The organism is Streptomyces sp. NPDC048442, from assembly GCF_040651475.1.
Taxonomy (GTDB): domain Bacteria; phylum Actinomycetota; class Actinomycetes; order Streptomycetales; family Streptomycetaceae; genus Streptomyces.
The window spans coordinates 163,820-187,667 of sequence record NZ_JBEZKB010000006.1; the positions used below are offsets into that span (position 1 = coordinate 163,820).

Genomic DNA, 23,848 nt, shown 5'->3' on the forward strand with positions numbered 1-23,848 from the left:
CGACCATGAAGGACGTGGCCGCCCGCGCGGGCGTCGGCCTCAAGACCGTCTCGCGGGTCGTCAACGCCGAGGCCGGTGTGACGCCCGACACCGAACGGCGCGTCAGGGAAGCCATCGACGCCCTGGGTTTCCGCCGCAACGACAGCGCCCGGGTCCTGCGCAAGGGCCGTACCGCCAGCATCGGCCTGGTGCTGGAAGACCTCGCCGACCCCTTCTACGGTCCGCTGAACCGTGCCGTGGAGGAGGTCGCCCGCTCCCACGGCGCCCTGCTCATCAACGGCTCCAGCGCCGAAGACCCGGACCGCGAGCAGGAGTTGGTGCTCGCGCTGTGCGCACGCCGGGTGGACGGGCTGATCGTGATTCCGGCCGGGGACGACCACCGCTATCTGGAGCCGGAGATGGCGGCGGGCGTCGCCACGGTGTTCGTGGACCGTCCGCCGGGGCGGATCGACGCCGACGTCGTACGGTCGGACAGCTTCGGCGGCGCCCGCGACGGGGTGGCGCACCTGATCGCGCACGGCCACCGCAGGATCGGGTTCATCGGCGACCAGCCCCGCATCCACACCGCGACCGAGCGGCTGCGCGGCTACCACGCGGCGATGGAGGACGCGGGGCTGCCGGTGGCCGAGGGGTGGGTGGCGCTCGGCTCCACGGACCCCGAGCGGGTGCGGGACGCGGCCGGGGCGATGCTGGACGCGGCGGACGAGCCGGTGACGGCGGTCTTCACGGGCAACAACCGGGTGACCGTCACGGTCGTGAGGGTCCTTGCGGGGCGCGAACGCCCGGTGGCCCTGGTCGGGTTCGACGACTTCGAGCTGGCCGATCTGCTCGACCCCGGCGTCACGGTCGTCGCCCAGGACGCGGCGACCCTCGGCCGCACCGCCGCGGATCTGCTGTTCAGCCGCCTCGACGGGGCGGCCGGGGCACCGTCCCAGGTGGTGCTGGAGACCCGTCTCGTCGCACGGGGCTCGGGCGAGATCCCGCCGTGGGACTCCGTGGGCCGTTCGTAAGGACGGTCAGCAGACGGGCAGGCCCGGCAGCGCCTTGTCGTTGTCCCCGCCCTTGAGGTAGACGACGCTGACGTACACATTGGTGTTGCCGCTGTCGTCGTCGGTCTTGGCCCACCAGACGTTCGTCCAGTTGCCGTAGGTGACGCGGCGGCCCAGGTTGGCCTGGCAGTAGAAGTAGTTGGTGCCCGCGTTGAGCTTGCCCGCGTGGTCACCATTGGCCCGGATCGAGTCCGAGGTGCGCCAGACCTCGCAGTTGTACTTTCCGGCGCCGATGCCGTGGCAGACCGGTGCCGGGGGCGGAGGCTGCGGGGGCGGGTTGCCGCCGGCGCCGCCCGAACCGCCGGAGCCGCCGCCGTTCGCCGCCGTACCGCCTGAACCGGCCGGTCCTCCGCCGGAGTTGGCACCTGCCGAGCCGCCGCCCGCGGCGCTGCCACCCTTACCGCCCGCGGTCTTTCCTCCGGTGGCCGGTGCACCGCTGTTCCTACCGCCCGGGGCGGGCGTGGACTTCTTCTTGCCGTCGCCCTTGTCCTTGCCCTTCGGGTCGGGCGCGGGGGCCTTGGTCTTCATGCCCGCGTCGGTGGGCAGCGCGGCGGGCGGCAGGGGTCCGTCGGCGGTCGGCGATCCGGCCACGTCGGAGCTGTCGGCGGCGGGGCTGCCGGTCACCTGCTCGTCGCCGCCCCGGTTGCTGAGCGTGTACGTCACACCGGCGCCGACCAGCAGCACCGCGGCGACGCCCGCCGCGACCACGGCCCTGCGGCGTCCACCCGATGCCCCGGCTACGGAATCGGGCATGGGCCCGGTCCCGTAGCCGGGCTGCTGCTGCACGGCAGGCGTCGGACCCGTCCCGTAGGGTGCCGGGCCCGACCCGTAGCCGGGCTGCTGGGCGGGCGGGGTGTGCGGGGTGTGCTGGACGGGCGGGGTGTGCTGGGCCGGCGGGGTGTGCGGGCCGAAGCCCGGCGAGGGCTGTACGTACGGGGCGGGCGCGGGGCCCGCGGGGCCGAATCCCTGCTGCTGGGGCGGCAGTTGCTCCCGCTCCGTCGCCGCGTGCGGGGTCTCGGCGGCCTTCGCGGCGGGTCCGTCGGCCACTTCTGCGAGCAGTCGGGCCGCTTCGGCCGCGTCGGGCCGCTGTGCCGGGTCCTTGCTCATGAGGCGCTGGAGTACGGGCCCCAGCGGCCCGGAGCGCACCGGCTCGGGCAGCGGTTCCACGACGATCGCGGTGAGCGTCGACCAGGTCGACGTACGGCGGAAGGGCGAGCCGCCCTCGACGGCCGCGTACAGCGTGGCGCCCAGCGCCCAGATGTCGGACGCGGGACCCGGCTCCTGGCCCTGGGCGCGCTCGGGCGCCAGGTAGTCGAGAGAGCCGACCAGTTCGCCGCTGCGGGTGAGGTGGGTGGTGGAGCCGTCGCCCGGGTCCTCCATGGCGGCGATGCCGAAGTCGGTGAGGACGACGCGGCCGCCGCGGTCGAGCAGGATGTTGCCCGGCTTGACGTCCCGGTGCAGTACGCCGGCCCGGTGCGCGGCGGCGAGCGCCTCCAGCACCCGGGCGCCCATCGCGGCGGCCTCGCGCGGGTCGAGGAGCCCCCGCTCGGTCAGCACGTCGTCCAGCGAAGGACCGTCGACGAGCTCCATCACGATGACCGGGCGGCCATCGTGCTCGGTGACGTCGTGGATGGCGACGACTCCGGAGTGCCGGATCCGGGCGGCGGCGCGGGCCTCGCGCTGCATCCGGACCCGCAGATCGGCCAGTTCCGGTCCCGACGAGTCGTTGTACGCGCGCAGTTCCTTGACGGCGACCTCGCGGCCGAGCACCTCGTCGACGGCGCGCCAGACGACGCCCATGCCGCCCCGGCCGAGCTGCTCGATCACCCGGTAGCGGCCGGCCAGCCGCTCGTTCTCCCCCGTAGCCACCACTGCCCCGTTCCGTTACGCCAAATGTGGTTGCGAACAGAGTACGGGGCAGCAGTGACAGCCGGGTTCGGGGTCGCCGCGCCGGGGTGACGCGGCGGGAGGTGCGCGGCCGGGTTTACGGAGCGGCGTTACGAAGCCGTGGCCGTGAGGTCCCCGCGGCGCGGCGACGCGAAGCCTTCGAGGTCCGCGCGGGTGAGACCACTGAGCTTCGCGACCTCGGCGGTGTCGAGGGCACCGCAGTCGATGCCGCGCAGCAGGTACCCGGCGAGCGCCTTCGCGGACGCGGGCTCGTCGGCGATGTCGCCGCCGCTGAGCTGGTTGGCGTACGCGGCGAGGCGGGCGGCGGCCTGCTCGAAGCCCTCGCGGTAGTACGTGAAGACGGCCGCGTACCGGGTCGGCAGGTGGCCGGGGTGCATGTCCCAGCCCTGGTAGTAGGCACGGGCCAGGGCGCGGCGGGTGAGGCCGTAGTGCAGCCGCCAGGCGTCGTGCACCTTCTCGGTGGAGCCGACGGGCAGGACGTTCGTGGAGCCGTCGGAGACGCGGACACCCGTACCCGCGGCGGCGACCTGCATGACCGCCTTGGCGTGGTCGGCTGCCGGGTGGTCGCTGGCCTGGTAGGCGGCGCTGACGCCGACGCAGGCGCTGTAGTCGAAGGTGCCGTAGTGCAGCCCGGTTGCCCGGCCCTCGGCGGCGTCGATCATGCGGGCGACGGTGGCGGTGCCGTCGGCGCCCAGGATGGACTGGCTGGTCTCGATCTGGATCTCGAAGCCGATCCGGCCCGCTTCCAGGCCGTGCGCCTTCTCGAACGCCTCAAGGAGGCGCACCATCGCGGTGACCTGCTCGCAGTACGTCACCTTCGGCAGCGTCAGGACGAGCCCTTCGGGGAGGCCGCCGTTCTCCATGAGGCCGGTGAGGAAGACGTCCAGGGTGCGGATGGCCCGCTCGCGGACGGGGGCTTCGAAGCACTTCATGCGGATGCCGGTGTACGGGGCGGCGGTGCCGTTCTCGTAGGACTCTGCGACCAGGCGTGCGGCGCGGGCGACGTACTCGTCCTCGTCGGCGGCCGAGCCGCCGTAGCCGTCCTCGAAGTCGACGCGCAGGTCCTCGATGGGCTCGCGCTCCAGCTTGGCGCGCACCCGGTCGTACACGGCGTCGGCGAGGGACGCGTCGAGGCCGAGGACCTCGGCGAACGCGGCGGCGTCAGGGGCGTGTTCGTCGAGCATCTTCAGCGCCGTCTCGCCCCAGGAGCGGATGGTGCCCGCCTCATAGAGGTTGCCGGGAACGTAGACGGTGTGGACGGGCTGCCGGGTTCCTGGGTCTCCGGGGTAACGGCGCTCGAGCTCCGCGTCGATCGGTACGAGGGAGGCACTGATCCCCTCGCTGACCGCGCCGGCGAGGCTCGTTGCCACCTTCTCCTGCTGACCCATTCCAACCCTCCATGTTTCCGCTTCACGGAATCAACAATCCGCATAGTGAAGTTAATAGCTGGTCGTGATCCACGTCAATGGGTGCCGGACACGGGCCGCAAACGGCTCGGGGCCGTGCGGTGAGAACACCGCACGGCCCCGAGTTCGTACAAGAAGATGCAGGTCAGCCCTTGCGGGACTCGACCTCGTCGGTCAGCTGCGGGACGACGGCGAACAGGTCGCCGACGACGCCGTAGTCGACCAGGTCGAAGATCGGAGCCTCGGCGTCCTTGTTGATGGCGACGATGGTCTTCGAGGTCTGCATACCGGCGCGGTGCTGGATCGCACCGGAGATGCCGGAGGCGATGTACAGCTGCGGCGAGACCGACTTGCCGGTCTGGCCGACCTGGTTGGTGTGCGGGTACCAGCCGGCGTCGACGGCGGCGCGGGAGGCGCCGACGGCGGCACCGAGGCTGTCGGCGAGCTTCTCGATGATCGAGAAGTTCTCGGCACCGTTGACGCCGCGGCCGCCGGAGACCACGATCGCGGCCTCGGTCAGCTCGGGGCGGCCGGTGGCCTCGCGCGGGGTGCGCGAGACGACCTTGGTGCCGGTGGCGGCCGCGGAGAAGGTCACGTTCAGGGCCTCGACGGCGCCGGCGGCCTGAGCGGCCTCGACCGGGGCCGAGTTCGGCTTGACGGTGATGACCGGGGTGCCCTTGGAGACGCGGGACTTGGTGGTGTACGAGGCGGCGAACGCTGCCTGCGTGGCCACCGGACCCTCGTCGCCGGCCTCCAGGTCGACGGCGTCGGTGATGATGCCGGAGCCGATGCGGACCGCGAGGCGGGCCGCGATCTCCTTGCCCTCGGCGGAGGACGGGACCAGCACGGCGGCCGGGGAGACGGCGTCGTACGCGGCCTGCAGGGCGTCCACCTTCGGGACGACGAGGTAGTCGCCGAACTCCGGGGCGTCCGCGGTCAGTACGCGGGTCGCGCCGTGCTCGCCGAGCACGGCGGCAGCGGCGTCGCCACCGGCGCCGAGGAAGACCGCGACGGGCTCGCCGATGCGGCGGGCGAGCGTCAGCAGCTCCAGGGTGGGCTTGCGGACGGCACCGTCCACGTGGTCGACGTAGACGAGAACTTCAGCCATGGGAATGCTCTCCTGCGAGTGCGAAGAAACGGGGGCGGGGGAAGGGGGCGCTGACTAGATGCTGTGCTGATCCGGGGATGACCCCGGACCCCAGCCGCTAGATGAACTTCTGGCCCGCGAGGAACTCGGCCAGCTGCTTGCCGCCCTCGCCCTCGTCCTTGACGATCGTGCCCGCGGTGCGCTCCGGGCGCTTGTCCGCGGAGTCGACCTTGGTCCAGGAGCCCTCGAGGCCGACCTCTTCGGCGTCCAGGTCCAGGTCGTCCAGGTCCAGGGACTCCACCGGCTTCTTCTTGGCGGCCATGATGCCCTTGAAGGACGGGTAGCGGGCCTCGCCCGACTGGTCCGTCACCGAGACGAGCGCCGGGAGGGAGGCCTCCAGCTGCTCGGTGGCCGAGTCGCCGTCGCGGCGGCCCTTGACGACACCGTCCTCGACCTTGACCTCGGAGAGCAGCGTGACCTGCGGGACGCCCAGGCGCTCGGCCAGGATCGCCGGCAGGACACCCATGGTGCCGTCCGTCGACGCCATGCCGGTGATGACCAGGTCGTAACCGGTCTTCTCGACGGCCTTGGCGAGCACCAGGGACGTCGCCATGACGTCGCTGCCGTGCAGGTCGTCGTCCTCGACGTGGACGGCCTTGTGGGCACCCATCGACAGCGCCTTGCGGAGCGCGTCCTTGGCGTCCTCGGGGCCCACCGTCAGGACGGTGATCTCCGCGTCGTCGGCCTCGTCGGCGATCTGCAGCGCCTGCTCGACGGCGTACTCGTCGAGCTCCGACAGCAGACCGTCGACATCGTCGCGGTCGACCGTCAGGTCATCGGCGAAGTGCCGGTCGCCGGTGGCGTCGGGCACGTACTTCACACAGACAACGATCCTCAAGCTCACGCCGGCTCTCCTACTGCATCGTCTATTTGTCGGCTGCCTCGTTGCAGGCAGCATAGGCGCCTGAAGGGGCGGTTTCCGGTCGGGGCCCGTTGCGCCCCGACCGGAATATTACTCGTCAGTACATCCAGAGGGTTCCCCGTAAGCAAGCGCTTTGCACTGTGACCTTGCCAACGCTGTGTAATCGCCGACAAAACCGCGCTTTCGGGAACTCCTAGTCGCGCAGAGCGTTGAAGCGCCCCTGGTGGTAGAGGAGCGGCCGCCCCTCTCCTGACGGATCCCCCGCGACGGCCTGGGCGAGCACGACGCGGTGGTCCCCGGCGGGCACCCGCGCCACCACGCGGCACACCAGCCACGCCAGCACGCCGTCGAGCAGGGGGACGCCCTCGGGTCCGGTGTGCCACCGGGTGGGCGCACCGAAACGGTCGGCGCCGCTGCGCGCGAACGTCGCGGCGAGCGCCTCTTGGTGTTCGCCCAGTATGTGTACGCCGATGTGCTCGGCGTCCGCGATGGCGGGCCAGCTGGAGGACCCCGTGCCCACCCCGAAGGAGACCAACGGAGGCTCGGCGGCGACGGAGTTGAGGGACGTGGCGGTGAACCCGACGGGGCGGGACCCGCGGTCGGCCGCGGTGATCACGGCGACTCCGGCGGCATGCTGCCGGAAGACCGAGCGGAACAGTTCGGGGGTGGCCTGCCGGTTGACGGCAAGGGCGGGCTGGAGCGTCATGGAGTTGTCCTTCGGCGGGAACGGGAGGCGTGGCCCTGGGGGCGGTGGCTGCTCAGGCACCCGGACAGCGCGCGCTCGCGTGACGGACCAGGTCCACGTGGACCCGCCCGTAGAGAAGGAGTTCCGACGGCATGACGTCACCCTGACGATTCGGGGTCGACGGCGTCAAGTACACACGGGACCCCGGGCAGTGGGAGATTGATCACGTTGCGTCACGCGACGGCCCGCCCCAGTGCGGCGATGACGTCCGCCCGGCGCGGCTGTCCCGTCGCACGCCGCACGATCCGGCCGTCCGCGTCCAGGACGAGTACGGTCGGCGTCTGCCGGACGCCCAGCTCCCGTACGAGGGGGAGGTGGTCCTCGGCGTCGATCTCGACGTGGGTGACCCCGTCCACCATCGCGGCCACTTCGGAGAGGGTCCTGCGGGTGGCCCGGCAGGGCTGGCAGAACGCGCTGGAGAACTGCACGAGGGTGGCCCGCTCCCCCGGTTCGACGCCGAGCTCTCCGGCGCCCAGCCTTTTCCCACCGTCGTGTTCCGGCATATTTCACCCTCCCCTTACGCGCTGCTTGACACAGTGTGCAGCGTGCGGCCCGGTGCTGCGATTCCCGGCCGTTCGACGCCTCTTTCGCCGCTTCCGGAGAACCCGCAGCAGGTCAGGGCATGAGTGGACATCGCCGGACGTGATGAGAATCTCGCGTTCTGGGTACCCGGGGACTGGCTACTCGGCCGTACATGGGGCACGATCTGCCCAACGCCGAAAACCTACGGCAGCGTAACTTTCGCACCGGGAGAGCCCTCCCCGGTCACAGAAGGGTCCCCCGTCATGGCAGAACTCGTCTATCGGCCGGTCATCGGCGCCGCTCGCACCCTTTTCAAGGCGCTCGACCTCAAGATCGACACTCAGGGTTCTGAGAACATTCCCCGCTCCGGCGGGGCAGTACTGGTCAGCAACCACATCAGTTACCTCGACTTCATCTTCAACGGCTTCGCCGCCCTGCCGCAGAAGCGCCTGGTGCGCTTCATGGCGAAGGAGTCGGTGTTCCGGCACAAGGTCTCCGGGCCGCTGATGCGCGGCATGAAGCACATCCCGGTGGACCGCAAGCAGGGCGAGAACGCGTACAAGCACGCGCTGGACTCGCTGCGCTCCGGCGAGATCATCGGGGTGTTCCCGGAGGCGACGATCTCCGAGTCGTTCACGCTGAAGAGCTTCAAGTCGGGTGCGGCCCGGCTCGCCCAGGAGGCCGGCGTGCCGCTGATCCCGATGGCCGTCTGGGGCACCCAGCGCATCTGGACCAAGGGCAAGCCGCGCAACTTCGGCCGCAATCACATCCCGGTCACCATCCGCGTGGGCAAGCCCGTGGAGGCCCCGACGGAGGAGTACGCGGGCGCCATCACCCGGCGGCTGCGCGAGCGCGTCCAGGAGCTGCTGGAGGCCGCCCAGCGCGCCTACCCGGTGCGCCCGAAGGACGACAAGGACACCTGGTGGGTCCCGGCCCACCTCGGCGGCACGGCCCCGACCCCGGCGCAGCTGCGCGAAGCGGGCTGACCGACCGCTTCACAGCGCGTTCGGCAGGGCGTCCCACAGGTGTGGCCGGTCCGGCGCCTCTTTGAGGACGCGGAGCACGGCCGGGTGGGGTGCGGCGTACAGGACCGGATAGTCCGCTTCGCCGCGCTCCCCCACCGGTACCCAGGCCAGCCGCTCGCCGTCGAGCGAGAACTGCGCGTCCACGCCTTCCTTGTTGCCCCGGCAGTCCTGCCGGTGCCATGCGCCGTGGAACCGTACGGCCACCAGCCCGTGCACACAGTGGCCGCTCGCCCCGTCGTACTCCAGGCGCTGGTAGCAGAGCGCGGTGGGGATGTCCTCCGCCCGCAGCAGGGCCGCCAGGGCGTGGGCCTTGGCGTGGCAGATTCCGGTGCTCTGCGCCAGGACGTCCGAGGCGCGCCAGGTGACGCGCAGGTCCCCCGAGTCGGCCGAGTGCGGGACGGTGTCCCGTACGTACTCGAAGGCCGCCCGGGCGTATGCATATGAATCGGCGGCCTGCCCGGCGAGGCGTGCGGCCGTCTTCCGTACGACCGGGTGGTGATGGTCGACGGCCTCGTCGGCCGCCAAAAAGGCGGACAGGTCCGGGGTCTCCTGGATCAGTTCCATGGCTGGTGAGCATAGGAATGCGACCGACCGAGAGTCAATATCTTTTCGGTCGGTCGCATATCTATGCAGTTCTACGGGTGCTGCTCAGCGGGACATTTCCTCCTTGAGCGCCTGTACGAACGCGTCCACGTCGTCCTCCGTGGTGTCGTACGCGCACATCCAGCGCACGTCGCCGGCCGCCTCGTCCCAGAAGTAGAACCGGAAGCGCTTCTGCAGCCGCTCGCTCACGTCGTGCGGCAGCCGTGCGAACACCGCGTTCGCCTGCACCTCATAGAGGATCTCCACGCCGTCGACGCCACGGACACCCGCGGCGAGCCGCTGTGCCATCTCGTTGGAGTGCCGGGCGTTGCGCAGCCACAGGTCACGGGCGAGCAGCGCCTCCAGCTGCACCGACACGAAGCGCATCTTCGAGGCGAGCTGCATTGACGACTTGCGCAGCCGCTTCATCGCCATCGGCCGGACCGCGTCCGGGTTGAGGACGATCACGGCCTCGCCGAAGAGCATGCCGTTCTTGGTGCCGCCGTACGACAGGATGTCGACGCCGACCGCGTTGGTGAACGTGCGCATCGGGACGTCGAGGGAGGCCGCCGCGTTGGCGATCCGCGCGCCGTCGAGGTGGACCTTCATGCCGTGCTGGTGGGCGTGGTCGCAGATCGCGCGTATCTCGTCCGGTGTGTAGACCGTGCCGAGCTCGGTGTTCTGGGTGATCGAGACGACCTGGGGCATCGCCCGGTGCTCGTCGTCGAAGCCCCACGCCTGCCGGTCGATCAGCTCGGGGGTGAGCTTGCCGTCCGGGGTCGGCACGGTGAGCAGCTTCAGCCCGCCCATCCGCTCGGGGGCACCGCCCTCGTCGACGTTGATGTGGGCGCTCTCGGCGGCGATCACCGCGCCCCAGCGGTCGGTGAGTGCCTGGAGCGAGACGACGTTGGCGCCGGTGCCGTTGAACACCGGGAACGCCTCGGCGGACGCGCCGAAGTGGCCGCGCACCACCTGCTGGAGGTGCGCGGTGTAGTCGTCCTCGCCGTACGCGATCTGGTGCCCGCCGTTGGCGAGGGCCAGGGCGGCCAGGACCTCGGGGTGGGCGCCCGCGTAGTTGTCGCTGGCGAAGCCCCGTACGGACGGGTCGTGGTGGCGGCGGGCGTCGGTCCTGGGCGGGTTCGCGGGACCGGCCACGGAGGTGGTGGTCGTGGTCGTCGTCACGGTCGTCGTCGTGGTCACTGAATCCGTCGCTGCGTTCGTCACTGCATCCGTCACTGTGCTCGTCACGGCGTTCGCCGCTGCGTCGGTCGCGGAACCGGTCGCGGAATCCGTCACGGCTTGGGGGTCAGCCACAGGCGCTGTCCATTCACTTCGGCGGCGGGCCGCTCCCAGACCCCGGCGATGGCCTCGGCCAGCTCCGTGACGTCCGTGAAGCCCGCGAACTTCGCATTCGGGCGCTCGGCGCGCATCGCGTCGTGCACCAGAGCCTTGATCACCAGGATGGCAGCAGCGGTACGCGGCCCCTCCTCGCCCCCCTCCTTGCGGAAGGCGTCCGCGAGGGCGAGCGTCCACGCCTCGGCGGCGGCCTTGGACGCGGCGTAGGCGGCGTTGCCCGCGGTCGGCTTGGACGCACCGGCCGCACTGATCAGCAGGTACCGGCCCCGGTCGCTGCGCTGCAGCCCGTCGTGGAAGGCGAGCGAGGTGTGCTGCACGGTGCGGATCAGCAGCTTCTCGAGCAGGTCCCAGTCGGCCAGGTCGGTCTCCGCGAAGGTCGCGGAACCGCGCCAGCCGCCGACGAGGTGGACCATGCCGTCGATCCGGCCGAACTCCTTCTCGGTCTTCTCCGCCCACGCACGGGTCGCGTCGAGGTCGAGCAGGTCGACGGTGTCGCCCGTGACGGTCGCGCCGCCGTGTGCGTAACGGGCCGCGTCCACGGCCTCCGCGAGACGGGCCGCGTCGGCGTCCGCGCCGACGACCGTGGCACCGGCCTCCGCGAGCCGCAGCAAAGTGGCGCGCCCTGCGGGCCCCGCCGCCCCTGCCACCGCGATGACGGCCCCGTCCAGCGGGCCCTCGGGAGTGTTGACAGCGTTCATGTCGGTCGCCTCCTGGGCGCGGGAGCTCACGCGGCCACCCGCTCGGCGCCCGCCGCGGTGATCCCCTTGGTGGAGGCGATCACGGACTTCAGTTTCTTGGAAAGCGCCTCATAGAACATGCTCAACGGAAACTCGTCGGGAAGCACGTCGTCGACCAGTTTCCGCGGCGGCAGCGACAGGTCCAGGGCGTCCGGACCCTTCGCCCAGCGCGACCCCGGGTGCGGGGCGAGATAGCCCGCCACCAGGTCGTACGCGGCGAACCAGTGCACCAGCTTCGGGCGGTCGATGCCCGCCCGGTACAGGTCCTCGATCTCGGCGCAGAGCTGGTTGGTGACCTGCGGCGCCCGCTCCCAGTCGATCTTGAGGGTGTTGTCGGTCCAGCGCACCACGTCGTGCTTGTGCAGGTACGCGAAGAGCAGCTGGCCGCCGAGGCCGTCGTAGTTGCGCACCCGCTCGCCGGAGACCGGGAAGCGGAACATCCGGTCGAAGAGCACCGCGAACTGTACGTCGCGGCCCTGCGGCACGCCGTCGGCCTCCAGCTTCACGGCCTCCTTGAAGGCGGTGAGGTCGCAGCGCAGCTCCTCCAGGCCGTACATCCAGAACGGCTGCCGCTGCTTGATCATGAAGGGGTCGAAGGGCAGGTCGCCGTGGCTGTGCGTGCGGTCGTGGACCATGTCCCACAGCACGAAGGCCTCCTGGCAGCGGTCCTGGTCGCCGACCATCGCGCGGATGTCGTCGGGCAGGTCGAGGCCGAGGATGTCCACGGCGGCCTCCGTGACGGCACGGAAGCGGGCCGCCTCGCGGTCGCAGAAGATGCCACCCCAGGTGAATCGTTCCGGCGCCTGGCGCACGGCGATCGTCTCGGGGAAGAGCACGGCGGAGTTGGTGTCGTACCCGGAGGTGAAGTCCTCGAAGGTGATGCCGCAGAACAGCGGGTTGTCGTAGCGGGTGCGCTCCAGCTCCGCCAGCCACTCGGGCCACACCATGCGCAGCACGACCGCTTCGAGGTTGCGGTCCGGGTTGCCGTTCTGGGTGTACATCGGGAAGACGACGAGGTGCTGGAGGCCGTCGGCGCGCGACTGGGCGGGCTGGAAGGCGAGCAGCGAGTCCAGGAAGTCCGGGACGGCGAAGGCGGAGTCCGCCCAGGCCCGGAGGTCGGCGACGAGCGCCCGGTGGTAGGCGGCGTCGTGCGGCAGCATCGGGGAGAGTTCCTCCACCGCGGTGATCACCCGGCCGCACACCGCTTCCACGGCCGTACGGGCCGGGGCGCCGTCGGCGTCGAAGTCGATGGAGCCGTCGGCGGACTGCCAGGGCCGGATCTCCTCGACCGCGCCCCTGAGCACGCCCCAGGCCGGGTGATCGATCACCCGCGAGGCCTCGGCTATGCCTCCACCAGCAATGTCCTGCACCAGAATTTGCGTCATGTCACTTCCTCCACGGGAGAACCTCGCGTCAAGAAACCGTATCCACGCGTGGTTCCTCCGCACAAGAGGTGCCAGAAGAAATTATCCTGCCCCACCCCCCAGATCACCGAAATTCTTCCTGCCGGACACCCCGACGGCGGCGATGGCTGCGGTGACGGCGGCCATGGCGGTACGGGAATCGGCGAGGAGCCCGGTGAATCCGAGGAACCCGTGGAACATCGCCGGGAAGTGCTGCTCCCCGACCTCTACCCCTGCTGCCCGCAGAGCCGCGGCGTACTCCCTGCCTTCGTCGCACAGCGGGTCGCAGCCCGCCGTCAGGACGTGCGCGGGCGGCAGCCCGGAGAGGTCGGCGGCGCGCAGCGGGGAGACGTCCGGGTGGCGTGCCGCAGCACTCCCGGGGCCCTCGGGGCCGAGGTACTGCTCCCAGAACCACCGCATGTGGGCCGCCGTCAGGAAGTAGCCGGAGGCGTTGCGACGGTACGAATCGGTGTCCTGGGCGGCGTCGAGCGCCGGGTAGAGCAGCACCTGGAGCGCGAGGTCCGGGCCGCCGCGCTCGCGTGCGAGCCGTGCGGTGACCGCGGCGAGCGCACCGCCGGAGCTGTCGCCTGCGACGACCAGGGCGCCGGGGTCGCCGCCCGCCTCTTTGATGTGCTCGGCGACCCACCGCACGGCGGCGTACGCGTCCTCGACGGCCGCCGGAAAGGGCGCCTCGGGGGCGAGCCGGTAGTCCACCGAGACGACCGCCGCGCCCGCGCCCCGGCAGATCCTGCGCACCGTGCCGTCGTGGGAGTCGAGACCGCAGATGCTGAACCCGCCTCCGTGGAAGAAGACGACGGTGGGGTACGGGGCGGGGCGGTCCGGCAGATAGACGCGTACGGGGATCCCGGGCGCCCCGGCGGGCCCGGGGACCGTGCGGTCCGCCACGGAACCCACCGCCGGGGGCTCGGCCGCCGGTGCGGGCCTGGCTGCGAGGATGCGCCGCGCTTCGGCCGCGTCGGTGACGGCGCCGCCGAGGTCGGGGAAAGCGCTGCTCAAGAGGTCGACGAGGGGACGGGCCGCGGGGTCGAGCCGGTCGTTCTCAGGTGCCGCCACCGTCGGGCCTCCTCACGCCTCACGGAAGTGCGGGATGACCTTGTCCCCCCACTGACGGAGGGTCTCCAGGCATGCCTCTTGAGGCACCGTGCCCATCTGGATCAGGCACATGATCTCGTCGGCGCCCGCTTCGCGCAGCCGCTCCACGTACGCGATGGCGTCGTCGGCGGTGCCGTACGCGTGGTCGGCGTGGAAGGTGGCGGTCGCGGTGGGGCGTACCGGAATCCGCTGCTCGTGCAGCCGGGCGACCACCTGCTCGGCGGCCCTGCGCATCTCGGCGCCCTCGTCGGCGCCCGCCACGACCGCTTCGTCGGGGATGCCGGCGCCGCCGTACCAGTGGCCGATCGACTGCGCGAAGAAGCGCTGGCCGCGCACGCCGATGCTCCGGGCCCGCTCGCCGTCGTCGAGGACGATGGTCGGGCAGAGCACCGAGAAGTGGTCGTTGACGACGCTCGACACGAAGCGGGCGTCGCTGCGGGCTGCGCGCGCCGAGTCGTACGCCGCCCGCATCTCGGTGATCGCCCCGGGGCCCGCGAAGCCCATCGCGAGGGCTCCGACGCCGAGTTCGGCGGCCTGGATGAGCGTCTCGGTGCGGCTGCACGCGAGGAACAGCGGGGGGTGCGGCAGCTGCCGGGGACGCGGCAGGATCGGGTGCGGGTCGATGTCGATGAGCTCGCCGTGGTACTCCAGCTCCTCCTCCTGCCAGGCCCGGCCGATGATGCGCAGCGCCTCCTCGACCTCCCGGGTCGTACGGTCCGGGTCCACGCCGCACAGCGAGGTCTCCTGCTTCGTACCGCCGCGCCCCGCTCCGAGGTCGAGCCGCCCGCCGGACAACAGGTCGAGCATGGCGGCGCGTTCGGCCACCCGCGCGGGGTGGTTGAAGGCGAACGGCATGCAGACGACGCCGTGTCCTATCCGGATGGTCGTGGTCTTCGCGGCCACCCAGGTCAGGAAGATCTCCGGGGCAGACATGTGCGCGTACCACTTGAGGGAGTGGTGCTCGACGGCCCAGATCCGGTCGAACCCCATCTGCTCGGCCAGGACGGCCTGTTCGACGCTGTCGCGGATGACCTGGTGCTCGCGCTCGGGAGTGGGGTCGGCCAGTTGGGCCTCGAAGACGACTGAGAATTTCACGGCCCCTCCAGGGGGTTGATTTCCGTGCTCCACCCTTACTTCAATTCGCCATATGACTAGTCGTCAGGTCTCGAAGAAGCAAGACGCACGACAGGACGGTCTTCCCCAACTCCCGCCCACCGCCTGGGCGGTGCTCGGCCTGCTGTCCTTCCCCGGCGAGCGCACCGGGTACGAGCTGAAGAAGTGGGCGGACTCCTCGCTGCGCTTCTTCTACTGGGCGCCCGCGATCAGCCAGATCTACGCGGAGCTGCGCCGTCTGGAGGCGCTGGGATACGTCACGTCGAGCCGCTCAGGGCCCGAGGAGCCGCGCACCAAGCGGCGTTACGCGATCACCACCGCGGGCCGCGACGCGCTCACCGGATGGGCGGACGGCACCGGGGAGACGGGCCCCGCCGTGCTGAAGCACCCGCTCGTGCTGCGCGTCTGGCTGGGCCACCTCGCCGACCCGGTGCGGCTGCGTGCCCGCGTACGGGAGCATGTCGCGCGCACGGAGCGGGAGTTGGCGGACGTACGGGAGGCACTGGAGCGGGCCGAGGGGGTGGCGGACTGGGCGCACCCGCAGGTGGCGCTGCGCTGGGCCGAGCGGCAGCAGCTGGCCGAACTGGAGCTGGCGCGGGCGATGCTGGCCGATCTCGCGGAAATCGGCCCGCCGGGAGCGGCCGGTCGGCTCCCGGCGGATGCAGCCGGTCAGCGCCCTCCGGGAGCGGTCGGTCAGCTCCCGGCGGATGCAGCCGGTCAGCGCCCTCCGGGAGCGGCCGGTCAACGCCCGTCGGGCGCGCCCACGGACGGGTGAAGTAGCGCAGACCGGGCCACGGAAGGCGGTAGGACGGTCGCACCCTGTCCTCGTCGCGACCGTACGGCCCGACGTCACCCCCCGATGCGCCTGGAGCCGTCCCCCATGAACATGCGTGCCCTCCTTCTCGCCGCCCTCGCCACCGGTCTGATCCTGGGAATCGCGGGTACCCAGTTCGAAGATTCCACTTCCTCGCGCCAGGTGGGTTCCGTTGCCGAGGCGGGCCGTTAATCTCGCTTTGAGCCGCCGTCGACGGAAGCGAGATCGCCTTGTCTTTCCTCACCATCGGTCATCGCGGAGTCATGGGTGTCGAACCTGAGAACACCCTGAGCTCCTTCCTCCACGCCCAGCAGGCGGGCATGGACGTCATCGAACTCGATCTGCATCTGAGCAAGGACGGCGGGCTCGTCGTCATGCACGACGCCGACGTCGACCGCACCACGGACGGCCACGGCCCCATCTGCGACATGTCGCTCGCCGAGCTGCGCACCCTGGACGCGGGCGGCGGACAGCAAGTCCCCCTCTTCGAGGAGGTGCTGGACGCCGTCTCCGCGCCGCTCCAGGCGGAGATCAAGGACGTGGCCGCCGCGCGGGCGCTCGCCGAGGTGATGCAGCGGCGCGGCCTGGTGGAGCGCGTCGAGGTGCTGTCGTTCCACGACGAGGCCCTCGCCCGGATCTCGGCCCTGCTGCCCGGGGTGCGGACGGCGCTGGTCGCGCAGTTCTACGGGCCGGAGGTGGTGGACCGTGCGCTGGGCGTGGGGGCCGGCGCCGTCGTGGTCGATCTGCAGCGGCTCACCCTGGAGACCGTACGGCGCGCGCACGCGGAGAAGCTGCGGGTGATCGGCTGGGTGGTGAACACCCCCGACGAGCTGCGGCTGGCCCACGCGCTGGAACTGGACGGGGTGACCACCGACTTCCCGGAGATCCGCAGGACCGGCCGCTTCATGGCCTGACCCCGCGGGACCGCGGGGCTGTGCAGCGGCCGGGCCCGGCTCAGAGCTCCTTGAGCAGGAGCTCGAACTGGAGGTCGTCGCGCTGCGGAATGCCGAAGCGCTCGTCGCCGTACGGGAAGGGCGTCATCCTTCCCGTACGGCGGTAGCCCCGGCGCTCGTACCAGGCGACGAGGTCGTCGCGTACGGAGATCACGGTCATGTGCATCTCGCGCACCTTCCACATCTCCCGCGCCAGGCGCTCCGCCTCCGCGATGATCACCTTGCCGAGGCCGCCGCCCTGGGCCCCCGGGCGTACGGCGAACATCCCGAAGTAGGCGGCGTCGCCCCGGTGTTCGAGCTGGCAGCAGGCGACCAGTTCCCCGTCGCGCTCGACGGTGAGCAGCCGGCTGTCCGGGTCGGTGACGACGGCCAGGACGCCCTCGGAGTCGGTCCGCCGGCCTTCGAGGATGTCGGCCTCGGTGGTCCATCCCGCACGGCTGCTGTCACCGCGGTAGGCCGACTCGATGAGCGCGACGAGTGCCTCCGCGTCGCTCTCGACGGCGTCACGGAAGACGAGTTCCCCGGGGGCCGGGCGCGAAGTGGTGTCCATGGTGGGTCTGTCCCTCGTGTCGTTCGGTTCGACGGCGAATCCGACCCTAACGCGGCCCGTGCTCCCCCCGTGTGCCGTTGCGCGTGCGTGCGCCCCGGTCATAGCGGGCATCGACTCCTCGACCTGTCGACAAGTCGTGGTGGACCCGAACGGGAGGTACGCCGTGCACGGAGCGGCGATGTCCGGCTGGCTGCTGGTGGCGCTGTGCGGGGTGACGAGTGCGTACTGCCTGCTGCGGATGCGCAGCGGGCCGCGGGCGGATCGCGGGGTCGCCGGGGGCGAGGCGCTGATGGGCCTGGGGATGGCGGTGATGGCGGTGCCCGCCGCCGTGTTCGCCCCGCCGGACTGGAGTTGGGCGGTGTACGCGGCGGTGTTCGGAGCCGCGGCGCTGCGGGCCCTGTGGTGGGTCCGCGGCGGCGTCCGGGGCTCCCACCATCTGCACCATCTGATCGGTTCCGCGGCGATGGTGTACATGGCGGTGGCCATGGCACCCGGCCCCGGCGCCGGTGGTGGTCATGCGGAGCACGGGTCTGTGGCGGCGGGCGGGGTGCCGCTGCTGACCGGGGTGCTGCTGGCGTACTACGTGGGGTACGTGCTGCGGGCGGGGGCACGGCTGATCCCGCTGCCGGCCGCCGCGACGCCGTCGGGCACCACCCTCACCTGGGGCGCCCGTCCCGAACTGGCGCTCGCCTGCCGCCTGTCCATGGCGCTGGGCATGTTCACCATGCTGCTGGCCCTGTGAGGGCTGCTGGCCCTGTGAGGCACCGGCATACGGCCGGCCCGGTACGGCCCCGGCATGCTGTCGGCCTTGTGCCGCCCCGGCGAACCCGCCTCGACGACCGGTGAGTCGTACGTCACTTCCCCGACCGCTCCCGTACCCGGGGACGGGGCCGCCCTCATAGGCTGGGCCTCATGATGGTCTCCCTGGCTCTGCTGCTGCTCGGCCTGCTGACCGCCGTGACGGCTCCGCGTCTGCTCGCGGCCACCGACTGGCGGGAACGGGAACCCGTGGTCGCGCTGTGGATGTGGCAGTGCGTGGTGGGTGCGGTGCTGCTGTGCTTCGCGCTCGCCATGACGTTCAGTGCGGCCGCCGCCTGGCAGTTGGTGCGGGGACACGTCTTCGCGTCCGCGCCGCACGGGGTCGTCGAGGCGTACGCCCTCGGTGCGTACGGCCCGTGGTCGGCGGTCCTCGCGGTCGTCCTGGCCGGCTGCGGGGTGTGGACGGGCGCGATGCTGACCCGGGAGGTCCACCGGGCACGCACCGGGCGCAGGCAGCGCCGTGCGGAGCTGCTCGTGCGGGCGCCGGTGCTGCCGGGCGAGGAGGAGCAGGCCACGGCGCAGCAGGGCGGGGACCGTCTCGTCGTGCTGGAGGAGGAGCGGCCGGACGCCTGGTGGCTTCCCGGGACCGAGTCCCGGCTGGTCATCACCACGGCGGCCCTGCGCCGTCTCAAGGGCCGTCAGCTGGACGCGGTGGTGGCCCACGAGCAGGGACACGCCAGGGCCAGGCACGACTGGCTGCTGCACTGCTCGGGCGCGCTGGCGAACGGCTTCCCGCAGATTCCGGTGTTCGCCGCGTTCCGGGACGAGATGCACCGGCTGGTGGAGCTGGCCGCCGACGACATGGCGTCCCGGCGGTTCGGCCGGCTGACGACGGCGCTCGCACTGGTCGAACTCAACGAGCACCGCGGGGTGTTCGGCCCCTGCCCGACTCCGGACGCCGGTCTTCCGCAGCGGGTGAACCGGTTGCTGGCCCCGGTGCCCAGGCTCAGCCCGGCCCGCCGGCTGCGGCTGACGGCGGCGTCGGCGCTGGTGCCCGTCGTACCGCTCGTGGTGGCGTTCGTGCCGGGTCTCAGCGCGCTCGGATAGCTTGATCCGCCACAGGTCGGCAAGGATCACCCCATGCGCTCCCCCGCTCCCGCCCCGTACTCCCGCCCTCCGGTGCTCCTCGCGGGTGCCCTGTTCACCGCCGCCTTCGCGGTGCTGCTGGTCCTGGTGGCCGCCGGGTGGGGGCCGCTGCTCTCGCTCGACGGCGATCTCGCGAACGGGCTGCACCGCTGGGCGGTGGATGCTCCGGGGGCCACCCGGGCCAACCGGATCCTCTCCGACTGGGTGTGGGACCCGTGGGCGATGCGGGCGGTGGTGGCGGTGGTCTTCGGCTGGCTGCTGCTGCGCGGCGACCGGCTGCTCGCCCTGTGGATCGTGGCGACGAGCGCGGTCGGCGCACTCCTGCAGCAGACGCTGAAGGCCGCTGTCGGGCGCGAGCGTCCACAGTGGCCCGACCCGGTCGATTCCGCTCATTACGCTGCCTTCCCTTCCGGTCACGAGATGACAGCAACGGTCACTTTCGGCCTTCTCCTGTGGCTGCTGCGGCTGTACGGAGCGCCGCGCGCGGCGCGGACGGGACTTCTGGTGGCGGGGATGGTGTCGGTCGTCGGCGTCGGGTTCACCCGCCTGTATCTCGGCGTGCACTGGTTCTCCGACGTCCTCGGGGGCTGGCTGCTCGGGGTGGCGGTGGTGCTGTTCTCGGCCGCCCTTTACACGCAGCGGACCGCGCCACGGGGATGATCTCCGCATGACGATCAAAGCCGTGCTCTTCGACTTCTCCGGCACGCTGCTGCGCATCGAACCGACCCGCTCCTGGGTGGACGCCGTACTCGGCGGCCCCGCCCCGGCCGCGCCGGACGAGGACCTGCAGCGGTACGCCGCGCTGCTGGAGGAGGCCGGAGCACAGCCCGGCGGGCCGCCACCGCGTCAAGTGCCGCCCGCGCTGGCCGGGTTGTGGGCAACCCGGGACGAGAGCACGGAGCTCCACCGCGCGGCCTTCACGGGCCTCTCCCGCCAGGTGCGGCTCCCCCACGACGCACTGCACGACGCACTGTACGAACGCCACATGCTCCCGGCCGCCTGGCAGCCGTACCCGGACGCCCTGGAGGTCCTGCGGGAGCTGCACGCGCGCGGTGTCGCGGTGGGGGTGGTGAGCAACATCGGCTGGGACCTGCGTCCGGTGTTCCGGGCCCACGGCCTGGACCCGTTCGTCGACGCCTACGTCCTGTCGTACGAGCACGGTGTGCAGAAGCCCGATCCCCGGCTGTTCCGTACGGCACTCGAAACCCTGGGCCAGGATCCGGCCCGGGTGCTGATGGTGGGCGACGACAGGACCGCGGACGGCGGGGCCGCCGCGCTGGGCTGTGCGGTGCACTTCGTGGACCATCTGCCCGCACCGGAGCGCCCGGACGGACTGCGCCCGGTGCTGGAGATGCTCGACTGAGCCCGGCCGGCGTCGTGGCGACGGGCGGGCCCCGGGAGTGTCTCCCGGGGCCCGCCCGCGCCGTCCGCTTTGGGCGATCCCCCGCGTCGCCCAAAGCGGAGAGCGTTCCCGCAGGACCGCTTCAAAGAAACGGGTGCGAAACGCCCACTGAGTATACTGGCTCTCAGCCAGTCAACGCAGGAGTTACAGCATGGCCCCGCGCAGCGCATCGGTCAACGAAGAATTGCGGCGCCGTTCCCGCGAGCGGATCCTGCAGGCGACGGTGGAGCTCGTCGGCGAGCGCGGGTACGAGGCGACGACGCTGGCGGACATCGCGGACCGGGCCGGTTCCGCGCGGGGCCTGGTGTCGTACTACTTCCCCGGCAAGCGGCAGCTGCTGCAGTCCGCGGTGCACCGGCTGATGCACCGTACGATCCGGTCCGCGATCGAGCGGGAGCCGGCCGCGGCGGACGGGCGGGAGGTCCTGGCGCGTGCGGTGGACGCCGTACTGGGGATGGCCCTGGCGCACCCGGTGCTGATGCGCACGCACATGGCGGGCATTCTTCAGGCCGAGGGCTTCGTGCAGTGCCCCGAGCAGCAGCAGCTGGCCGAGGTGTTGCGGGGCACGATGGTCCGGTACGGGGCGGCGGAGCCGGAGACGGAGTACACGTTGCTGCGGGCGCTGCTGATGGGCACGGTGTTCGCGCTGCTGCTGCCCGGGGCGCCGACGCCGCTGGCGCGGCTGCGGGCGGAGCTGTTCCAGCGGTACGGGCTGGCCTGGGAGCTCGGAGTGCCGCCGGACGGGGATCCGCCCGGCGGCACGAGAACCGGCTGATCAGAGGCGGTCGGGCCGTGGCCCGAGTGGATCGGATCAGAGGTAGTCGGGCTGGGTCTGCACGTTGAGCTCGCGCTGGCGGACCTGCTTCGCCGGGTCGGTGAGCGGGTCGTTGATCTTCAGGACGTCGAAGCCCTTGGCGATGTCGTTCGAGTAGACGTGGCCGTTGTAGTAGTACGCGGACCAGGAGCCGCCCGTGGTCAGGGCGTCCGTGGAGATCGGGCCGCGCTCGAAGTAGCCGATCTCCCTGGGCTTCGAGGAGTCGGTGAAGTCCCAGAAGGAGACCCCGCCCTGGTACCAGGCCTGGACCATGATGTCGCGGCCGGGGACCGGGATGAGGGAGCCGTTGTGGGCGACGCAGTTCTCGGTGTCGGCCTGGTGGCGCGAGATCTTGAAGTAGCTCTTGAAGACGAGCTTGCGCTTGTCGCCGTGGCCCTTGATCTCATAGATGCCGTTGGCGCCGCGCTTGGGGCCGATCCTCGCGTTGCAGGTCGGACCGCCGCCACCGCCGAGCTCGTCGGTGAAGACGACCTTGTCGGCGCGCTCGTTGAAGGTCGCCGAGTGCCAGAACGCGAAGTTGGTGTTGTCCTGGACGCGGTCGATGACCTTCGGCTTCTCCGGATCCTTGAGGGAGAAGAGGATGCCGTCGCCCATGCAGGCGCCGGCCGCCAGGTCCTTCGAGGGCAGCACGGTGATGTCGTGGCAGCCGGTGGTCTCGGCGAGGTCCGGGTTGGTGGATCCGCCGCCGGGGTTGCCACCGTCGGGGAAGAGCACCGGGAAGTCGATGACCGCGGACTTCTGCGGGGCCTGCCGCGGCACCTTGATGATCGAGATGCCGTCGTGCGGAGGCTTGCAGTCCGGGTAGGCGTCGCTCGGCGAGTACGAGGAGACGTACACGTACACGTTGCGGCGCTCCGGCACCAGGGTGTGGGTGTGCGAGCCGCAGGCGGTCTCGACGGCGGCGACGTACCGGGGATTCCGGATGTCGCTGATGTCGAAGATCTTCATGCCCTCCCAGGAGGACTTCTCCGTCGCGGGCTGCGTGGCGCTGGTGCAGGAGTTGTCACTGCGCGAGGAGTCGGTGGAGAGGAAGAGCAGGTTGCCGGAGACGGAGATGTCGTTCTGCGATCCGGGACACAGGACCTGGGTGACGGTCCTCGGCTTCTTCGGGTCGCTGATGTCGAAGATCCGGAAGCCGTCGAAGTTGCCCGCGAAGGCGTACTTGCCCTGGAACGCCAGGTCCGTGTTGAGGCTCTTGAGGGCGTCCTTCGGGACGTTGGCAAGGTGCTCGACGTTCTTGCTGTGGACGATCTCGTCCACGCCGGGTATCTCGCCGCCCTGGATGGCCCTGCGGGCCTCCTCCTGCTGCGAGGTGGTGACGGACTGCCGCTGGGCGGGAGTGTCACCCGGCTCGGGGCTCGCGGTGGCGGAGCCCGTCGTGAGGAGCGTCGCCAGCAGGCCGGCCGCGGCTGCTGCCACGCCCAGGCGTCTGCGTCTGCGGACGTGGGGATCGGTCAACGAGGTCACTGCGTACTCCCTTGATCTGGTTCGCAGTTGAAGGACTGAGGGACCTCGTGAGTATCTTCCTTCGCATGTACATCTCAACAGACGGCAACGGAGATGTAATGAAGCTTTCTGATCGCCCGTGCGCAAAATCGTGCTAAGACGGTCCCCAATCGACCCTCGCACCCCAGGAGTTCGCTGTGCGTTCCCCTCAACAGGGCGGCCCGTCCCGTACGTTCGCCGTGCCGGTCTCGCTCGCCTTCGCCGCCCTCCTCGCCCTGTCCGCCTGCAGCGGCGCGCCGGAGGAGAGCGGGAGGGCCGAGGCGGCAGGCGACGCCGTGGTGGTGGCGCCGGGGAAGCCGGGCGAACCGGCCAGGACCCTGTCGGCCGACGAGGCACGGAAGGCCGCCCCGGTGGACAGACCCAACTCCGCGGACTTCGCCTACGCGGAGATGATGATCGCGCACCATGGCCAGGCCCTGGTGATGACCGACCTCGTACCCTCGCGCGCCGCATCGGCGAGCGTGAAGCAGATCGCGGACCGGATCGCGGCGTCCCAGCGCCCGGAGATCGACGCCATGAAGGGCTGGCAGCAGCGCAGCGGCGCGGACAAGCGGCCGAAGGCCCCGCACGACCACGGGGCGATGGCGGGCATGGCCACCGAGAAGCAGCTGGCGGACCTCAGGGCGGCCCGGGGAGAGGCGTTCGACAAGCTGTTCCTGCAGCTGATGATCACGCACCACAAAGGGGCGCTGACCATGGCGGGCGACGCCCTGTCCGAAGGCAATGACCAGACGGTCGAGGAGTGGGCGACGGAGCTGGTCGCCCAGCAGACGACGGAGATCCACCGGATGGCGGGGATGCTGAAGGGGCGGTAGCCCGGGGCTGCTCCGGGGGCGGGTTCCGGGGCGGACTTCGGCGGCGGTCCGGCCCAGGAGCGCGGCAATGGGTACTCCGGTGGCGCAGCCCCCTGCCGCT

At 71.3% G+C, this 23,848-nt stretch carries 25 protein-coding genes; 11 read left to right on the plus strand and 14 right to left on the minus strand.

Annotated elements, in window-relative coordinates:
• The first annotated feature begins 5 nt into the window (after positions 1–5).
• Complete coding sequence (locus tag AB0D18_RS11880; protein ID WP_362415942.1) at positions 6–1,010, plus strand: LacI family DNA-binding transcriptional regulator; 1,005 nt, start codon at positions 6–8, stop codon at positions 1,008–1,010.
• 6 nt (positions 1,011–1,016) lie between these two features.
• On the opposite strand, the gene AB0D18_RS11885 is transcribed toward AB0D18_RS11880, so the two are convergent.
• The 6 genes from AB0D18_RS11885 to AB0D18_RS11910 all read right to left on the minus strand — a co-directional run bounded on the left by AB0D18_RS11885 (position 1,017) and on the right by AB0D18_RS11910 (position 7,620).
• Positions 1,017–2,918: a protein kinase gene (locus AB0D18_RS11885; protein ID WP_362415603.1), complete on the minus strand. Its 1,902-nt coding sequence runs from the start codon at positions 2,916–2,918 to the stop codon at positions 1,017–1,019.
• A 128-nt stretch (positions 2,919–3,046) separates the two neighbouring features.
• The gene (locus AB0D18_RS11890; protein WP_362415605.1) at positions 3,047–4,345 is read right to left on the minus strand and encodes an aldolase/citrate lyase family protein; all 1,299 of its coding nucleotides are present in this window, start codon (positions 4,343–4,345) and stop codon (positions 3,047–3,049) included.
• Positions 4,346–4,508: 163 nt separating this feature from the next.
• Positions 4,509–5,471 (minus strand): electron transfer flavoprotein subunit alpha/FixB family protein, encoded by a 963-nt coding sequence (locus AB0D18_RS11895; RefSeq protein WP_362415607.1) that lies wholly within the window; start codon positions 5,469–5,471, stop codon positions 4,509–4,511.
• A 97-nt stretch (positions 5,472–5,568) separates the two neighbouring features.
• Positions 5,569–6,354, minus strand: a complete 786-nt coding sequence (locus tag AB0D18_RS11900) for an electron transfer flavoprotein subunit beta/FixA family protein (protein WP_362415609.1) — start codon at positions 6,352–6,354, stop codon at positions 5,569–5,571.
• A gap of 211 nt (positions 6,355–6,565) precedes the next feature.
• Positions 6,566–7,078 (minus strand): flavin reductase family protein, encoded by a 513-nt coding sequence (locus AB0D18_RS11905; protein ID WP_362415611.1) that lies wholly within the window; start codon positions 7,076–7,078, stop codon positions 6,566–6,568.
• Positions 7,079–7,290: 212 nt separating this feature from the next.
• Positions 7,291–7,620: a thioredoxin family protein gene (locus AB0D18_RS11910; RefSeq protein WP_362415613.1), complete on the minus strand. Its 330-nt coding sequence runs from the start codon at positions 7,618–7,620 to the stop codon at positions 7,291–7,293.
• 282 nt (positions 7,621–7,902) lie between these two features.
• On the opposite strand from AB0D18_RS11910, the gene AB0D18_RS11915 reads away from it, so the two are divergent.
• On the plus strand, positions 7,903–8,625 hold the full coding sequence (locus AB0D18_RS11915; RefSeq protein ID WP_362415615.1) for a lysophospholipid acyltransferase family protein: 723 nt from the start codon (positions 7,903–7,905) through the stop codon (positions 8,623–8,625).
• 9 nt (positions 8,626–8,634) lie between these two features.
• Here the strand turns inward: AB0D18_RS11915 and AB0D18_RS11920 are convergent, their stop codons facing one another.
• The 6 genes from AB0D18_RS11920 to AB0D18_RS11945 all read right to left on the minus strand — a co-directional run bounded on the left by AB0D18_RS11920 (position 8,635) and on the right by AB0D18_RS11945 (position 14,950).
• Positions 8,635–9,228, minus strand: coding sequence for a transglutaminase domain-containing protein (locus AB0D18_RS11920; protein WP_362415617.1), 594 nt, complete (start codon positions 9,226–9,228; stop codon positions 8,635–8,637).
• Positions 9,229–9,312: 84 nt separating this feature from the next.
• Positions 9,313–10,401: a low specificity L-threonine aldolase gene (locus AB0D18_RS11925; RefSeq protein WP_362415944.1), complete on the minus strand. Its 1,089-nt coding sequence runs from the start codon at positions 10,399–10,401 to the stop codon at positions 9,313–9,315.
• A 137-nt stretch (positions 10,402–10,538) separates the two neighbouring features.
• Positions 10,539–11,300, minus strand: a complete 762-nt coding sequence (locus AB0D18_RS11930) for an SDR family NAD(P)-dependent oxidoreductase (protein ID WP_362415619.1) — start codon at positions 11,298–11,300, stop codon at positions 10,539–10,541.
• Between the two features lie 26 nt (positions 11,301–11,326).
• Positions 11,327–12,724: a DUF6421 family protein gene (locus tag AB0D18_RS11935; protein ID WP_362415621.1), complete on the minus strand. Its 1,398-nt coding sequence runs from the start codon at positions 12,722–12,724 to the stop codon at positions 11,327–11,329.
• A gap of 81 nt (positions 12,725–12,805) precedes the next feature.
• Positions 12,806–13,816, minus strand: coding sequence for an alpha/beta hydrolase (locus tag AB0D18_RS11940; RefSeq protein ID WP_362415623.1), 1,011 nt, complete (start codon positions 13,814–13,816; stop codon positions 12,806–12,808).
• Positions 13,817–13,828: 12 nt separating this feature from the next.
• Positions 13,829–14,950: an LLM class flavin-dependent oxidoreductase gene (locus AB0D18_RS11945; RefSeq protein ID WP_362415625.1), complete on the minus strand. Its 1,122-nt coding sequence runs from the start codon at positions 14,948–14,950 to the stop codon at positions 13,829–13,831.
• Positions 14,951–15,002: 52 nt separating this feature from the next.
• Between AB0D18_RS11945 and AB0D18_RS11950 the strand changes: the two genes are divergently transcribed.
• The 3 genes from AB0D18_RS11950 to AB0D18_RS11960 all read left to right on the plus strand — a co-directional run bounded on the left by AB0D18_RS11950 (position 15,003) and on the right by AB0D18_RS11960 (position 16,696).
• Complete coding sequence (locus tag AB0D18_RS11950) at positions 15,003–15,743, plus strand: PadR family transcriptional regulator (protein ID WP_362415627.1); 741 nt, start codon at positions 15,003–15,005, stop codon at positions 15,741–15,743.
• Positions 15,744–15,848: 105 nt separating this feature from the next.
• Positions 15,849–15,974, plus strand: a complete 126-nt coding sequence (locus AB0D18_RS11955; protein ID WP_362415629.1) for a hypothetical protein — start codon at positions 15,849–15,851, stop codon at positions 15,972–15,974.
• Positions 15,975–16,012: 38 nt separating this feature from the next.
• Positions 16,013–16,696 (plus strand): glycerophosphodiester phosphodiesterase family protein, encoded by a 684-nt coding sequence (locus AB0D18_RS11960; protein ID WP_362415631.1) that lies wholly within the window; start codon positions 16,013–16,015, stop codon positions 16,694–16,696.
• Positions 16,697–16,736: 40 nt separating this feature from the next.
• On the opposite strand, the gene AB0D18_RS11965 is transcribed toward AB0D18_RS11960, so the two are convergent.
• Positions 16,737–17,285: a GNAT family N-acetyltransferase gene (locus AB0D18_RS11965; protein WP_362415633.1), complete on the minus strand. Its 549-nt coding sequence runs from the start codon at positions 17,283–17,285 to the stop codon at positions 16,737–16,739.
• A 178-nt stretch (positions 17,286–17,463) separates the two neighbouring features.
• On the opposite strand from AB0D18_RS11965, the gene AB0D18_RS11970 reads away from it, so the two are divergent.
• From AB0D18_RS11970 to AB0D18_RS11990, 5 genes are all read left to right on the plus strand, one after another.
• Positions 17,464–18,027, plus strand: coding sequence for a DUF5134 domain-containing protein (locus AB0D18_RS11970; protein WP_362415635.1), 564 nt, complete (start codon positions 17,464–17,466; stop codon positions 18,025–18,027).
• Between the two features lie 170 nt (positions 18,028–18,197).
• Entirely contained in the window at positions 18,198–19,151 is a 954-nt protein-coding gene (locus AB0D18_RS11975) for a M56 family metallopeptidase (protein WP_362415637.1), read from the plus strand.
• A gap of 33 nt (positions 19,152–19,184) precedes the next feature.
• On the plus strand, positions 19,185–19,850 hold the full coding sequence (locus AB0D18_RS11980) for a phosphatase PAP2 family protein (RefSeq protein ID WP_362415639.1): 666 nt from the start codon (positions 19,185–19,187) through the stop codon (positions 19,848–19,850).
• A 7-nt stretch (positions 19,851–19,857) separates the two neighbouring features.
• Positions 19,858–20,553 (plus strand): HAD-IA family hydrolase, encoded by a 696-nt coding sequence (locus AB0D18_RS11985; RefSeq protein ID WP_362415641.1) that lies wholly within the window; start codon positions 19,858–19,860, stop codon positions 20,551–20,553.
• Positions 20,554–20,743: 190 nt separating this feature from the next.
• Positions 20,744–21,367 (plus strand): helix-turn-helix domain-containing protein, encoded by a 624-nt coding sequence (locus tag AB0D18_RS11990; RefSeq protein ID WP_362415643.1) that lies wholly within the window; start codon positions 20,744–20,746, stop codon positions 21,365–21,367.
• Between the two features lie 36 nt (positions 21,368–21,403).
• Here the strand turns inward: AB0D18_RS11990 and AB0D18_RS11995 are convergent, their stop codons facing one another.
• Positions 21,404–22,894, minus strand: a complete 1,491-nt coding sequence (locus AB0D18_RS11995; protein WP_362415645.1) for a hypothetical protein — start codon at positions 22,892–22,894, stop codon at positions 21,404–21,406.
• 176 nt (positions 22,895–23,070) lie between these two features.
• Between AB0D18_RS11995 and AB0D18_RS12000 the strand changes: the two genes are divergently transcribed.
• Positions 23,071–23,748, plus strand: coding sequence for a DUF305 domain-containing protein (locus tag AB0D18_RS12000; RefSeq protein WP_362415647.1), 678 nt, complete (start codon positions 23,071–23,073; stop codon positions 23,746–23,748).
• Positions 23,749–23,848 lie beyond the last annotated feature (100 nt).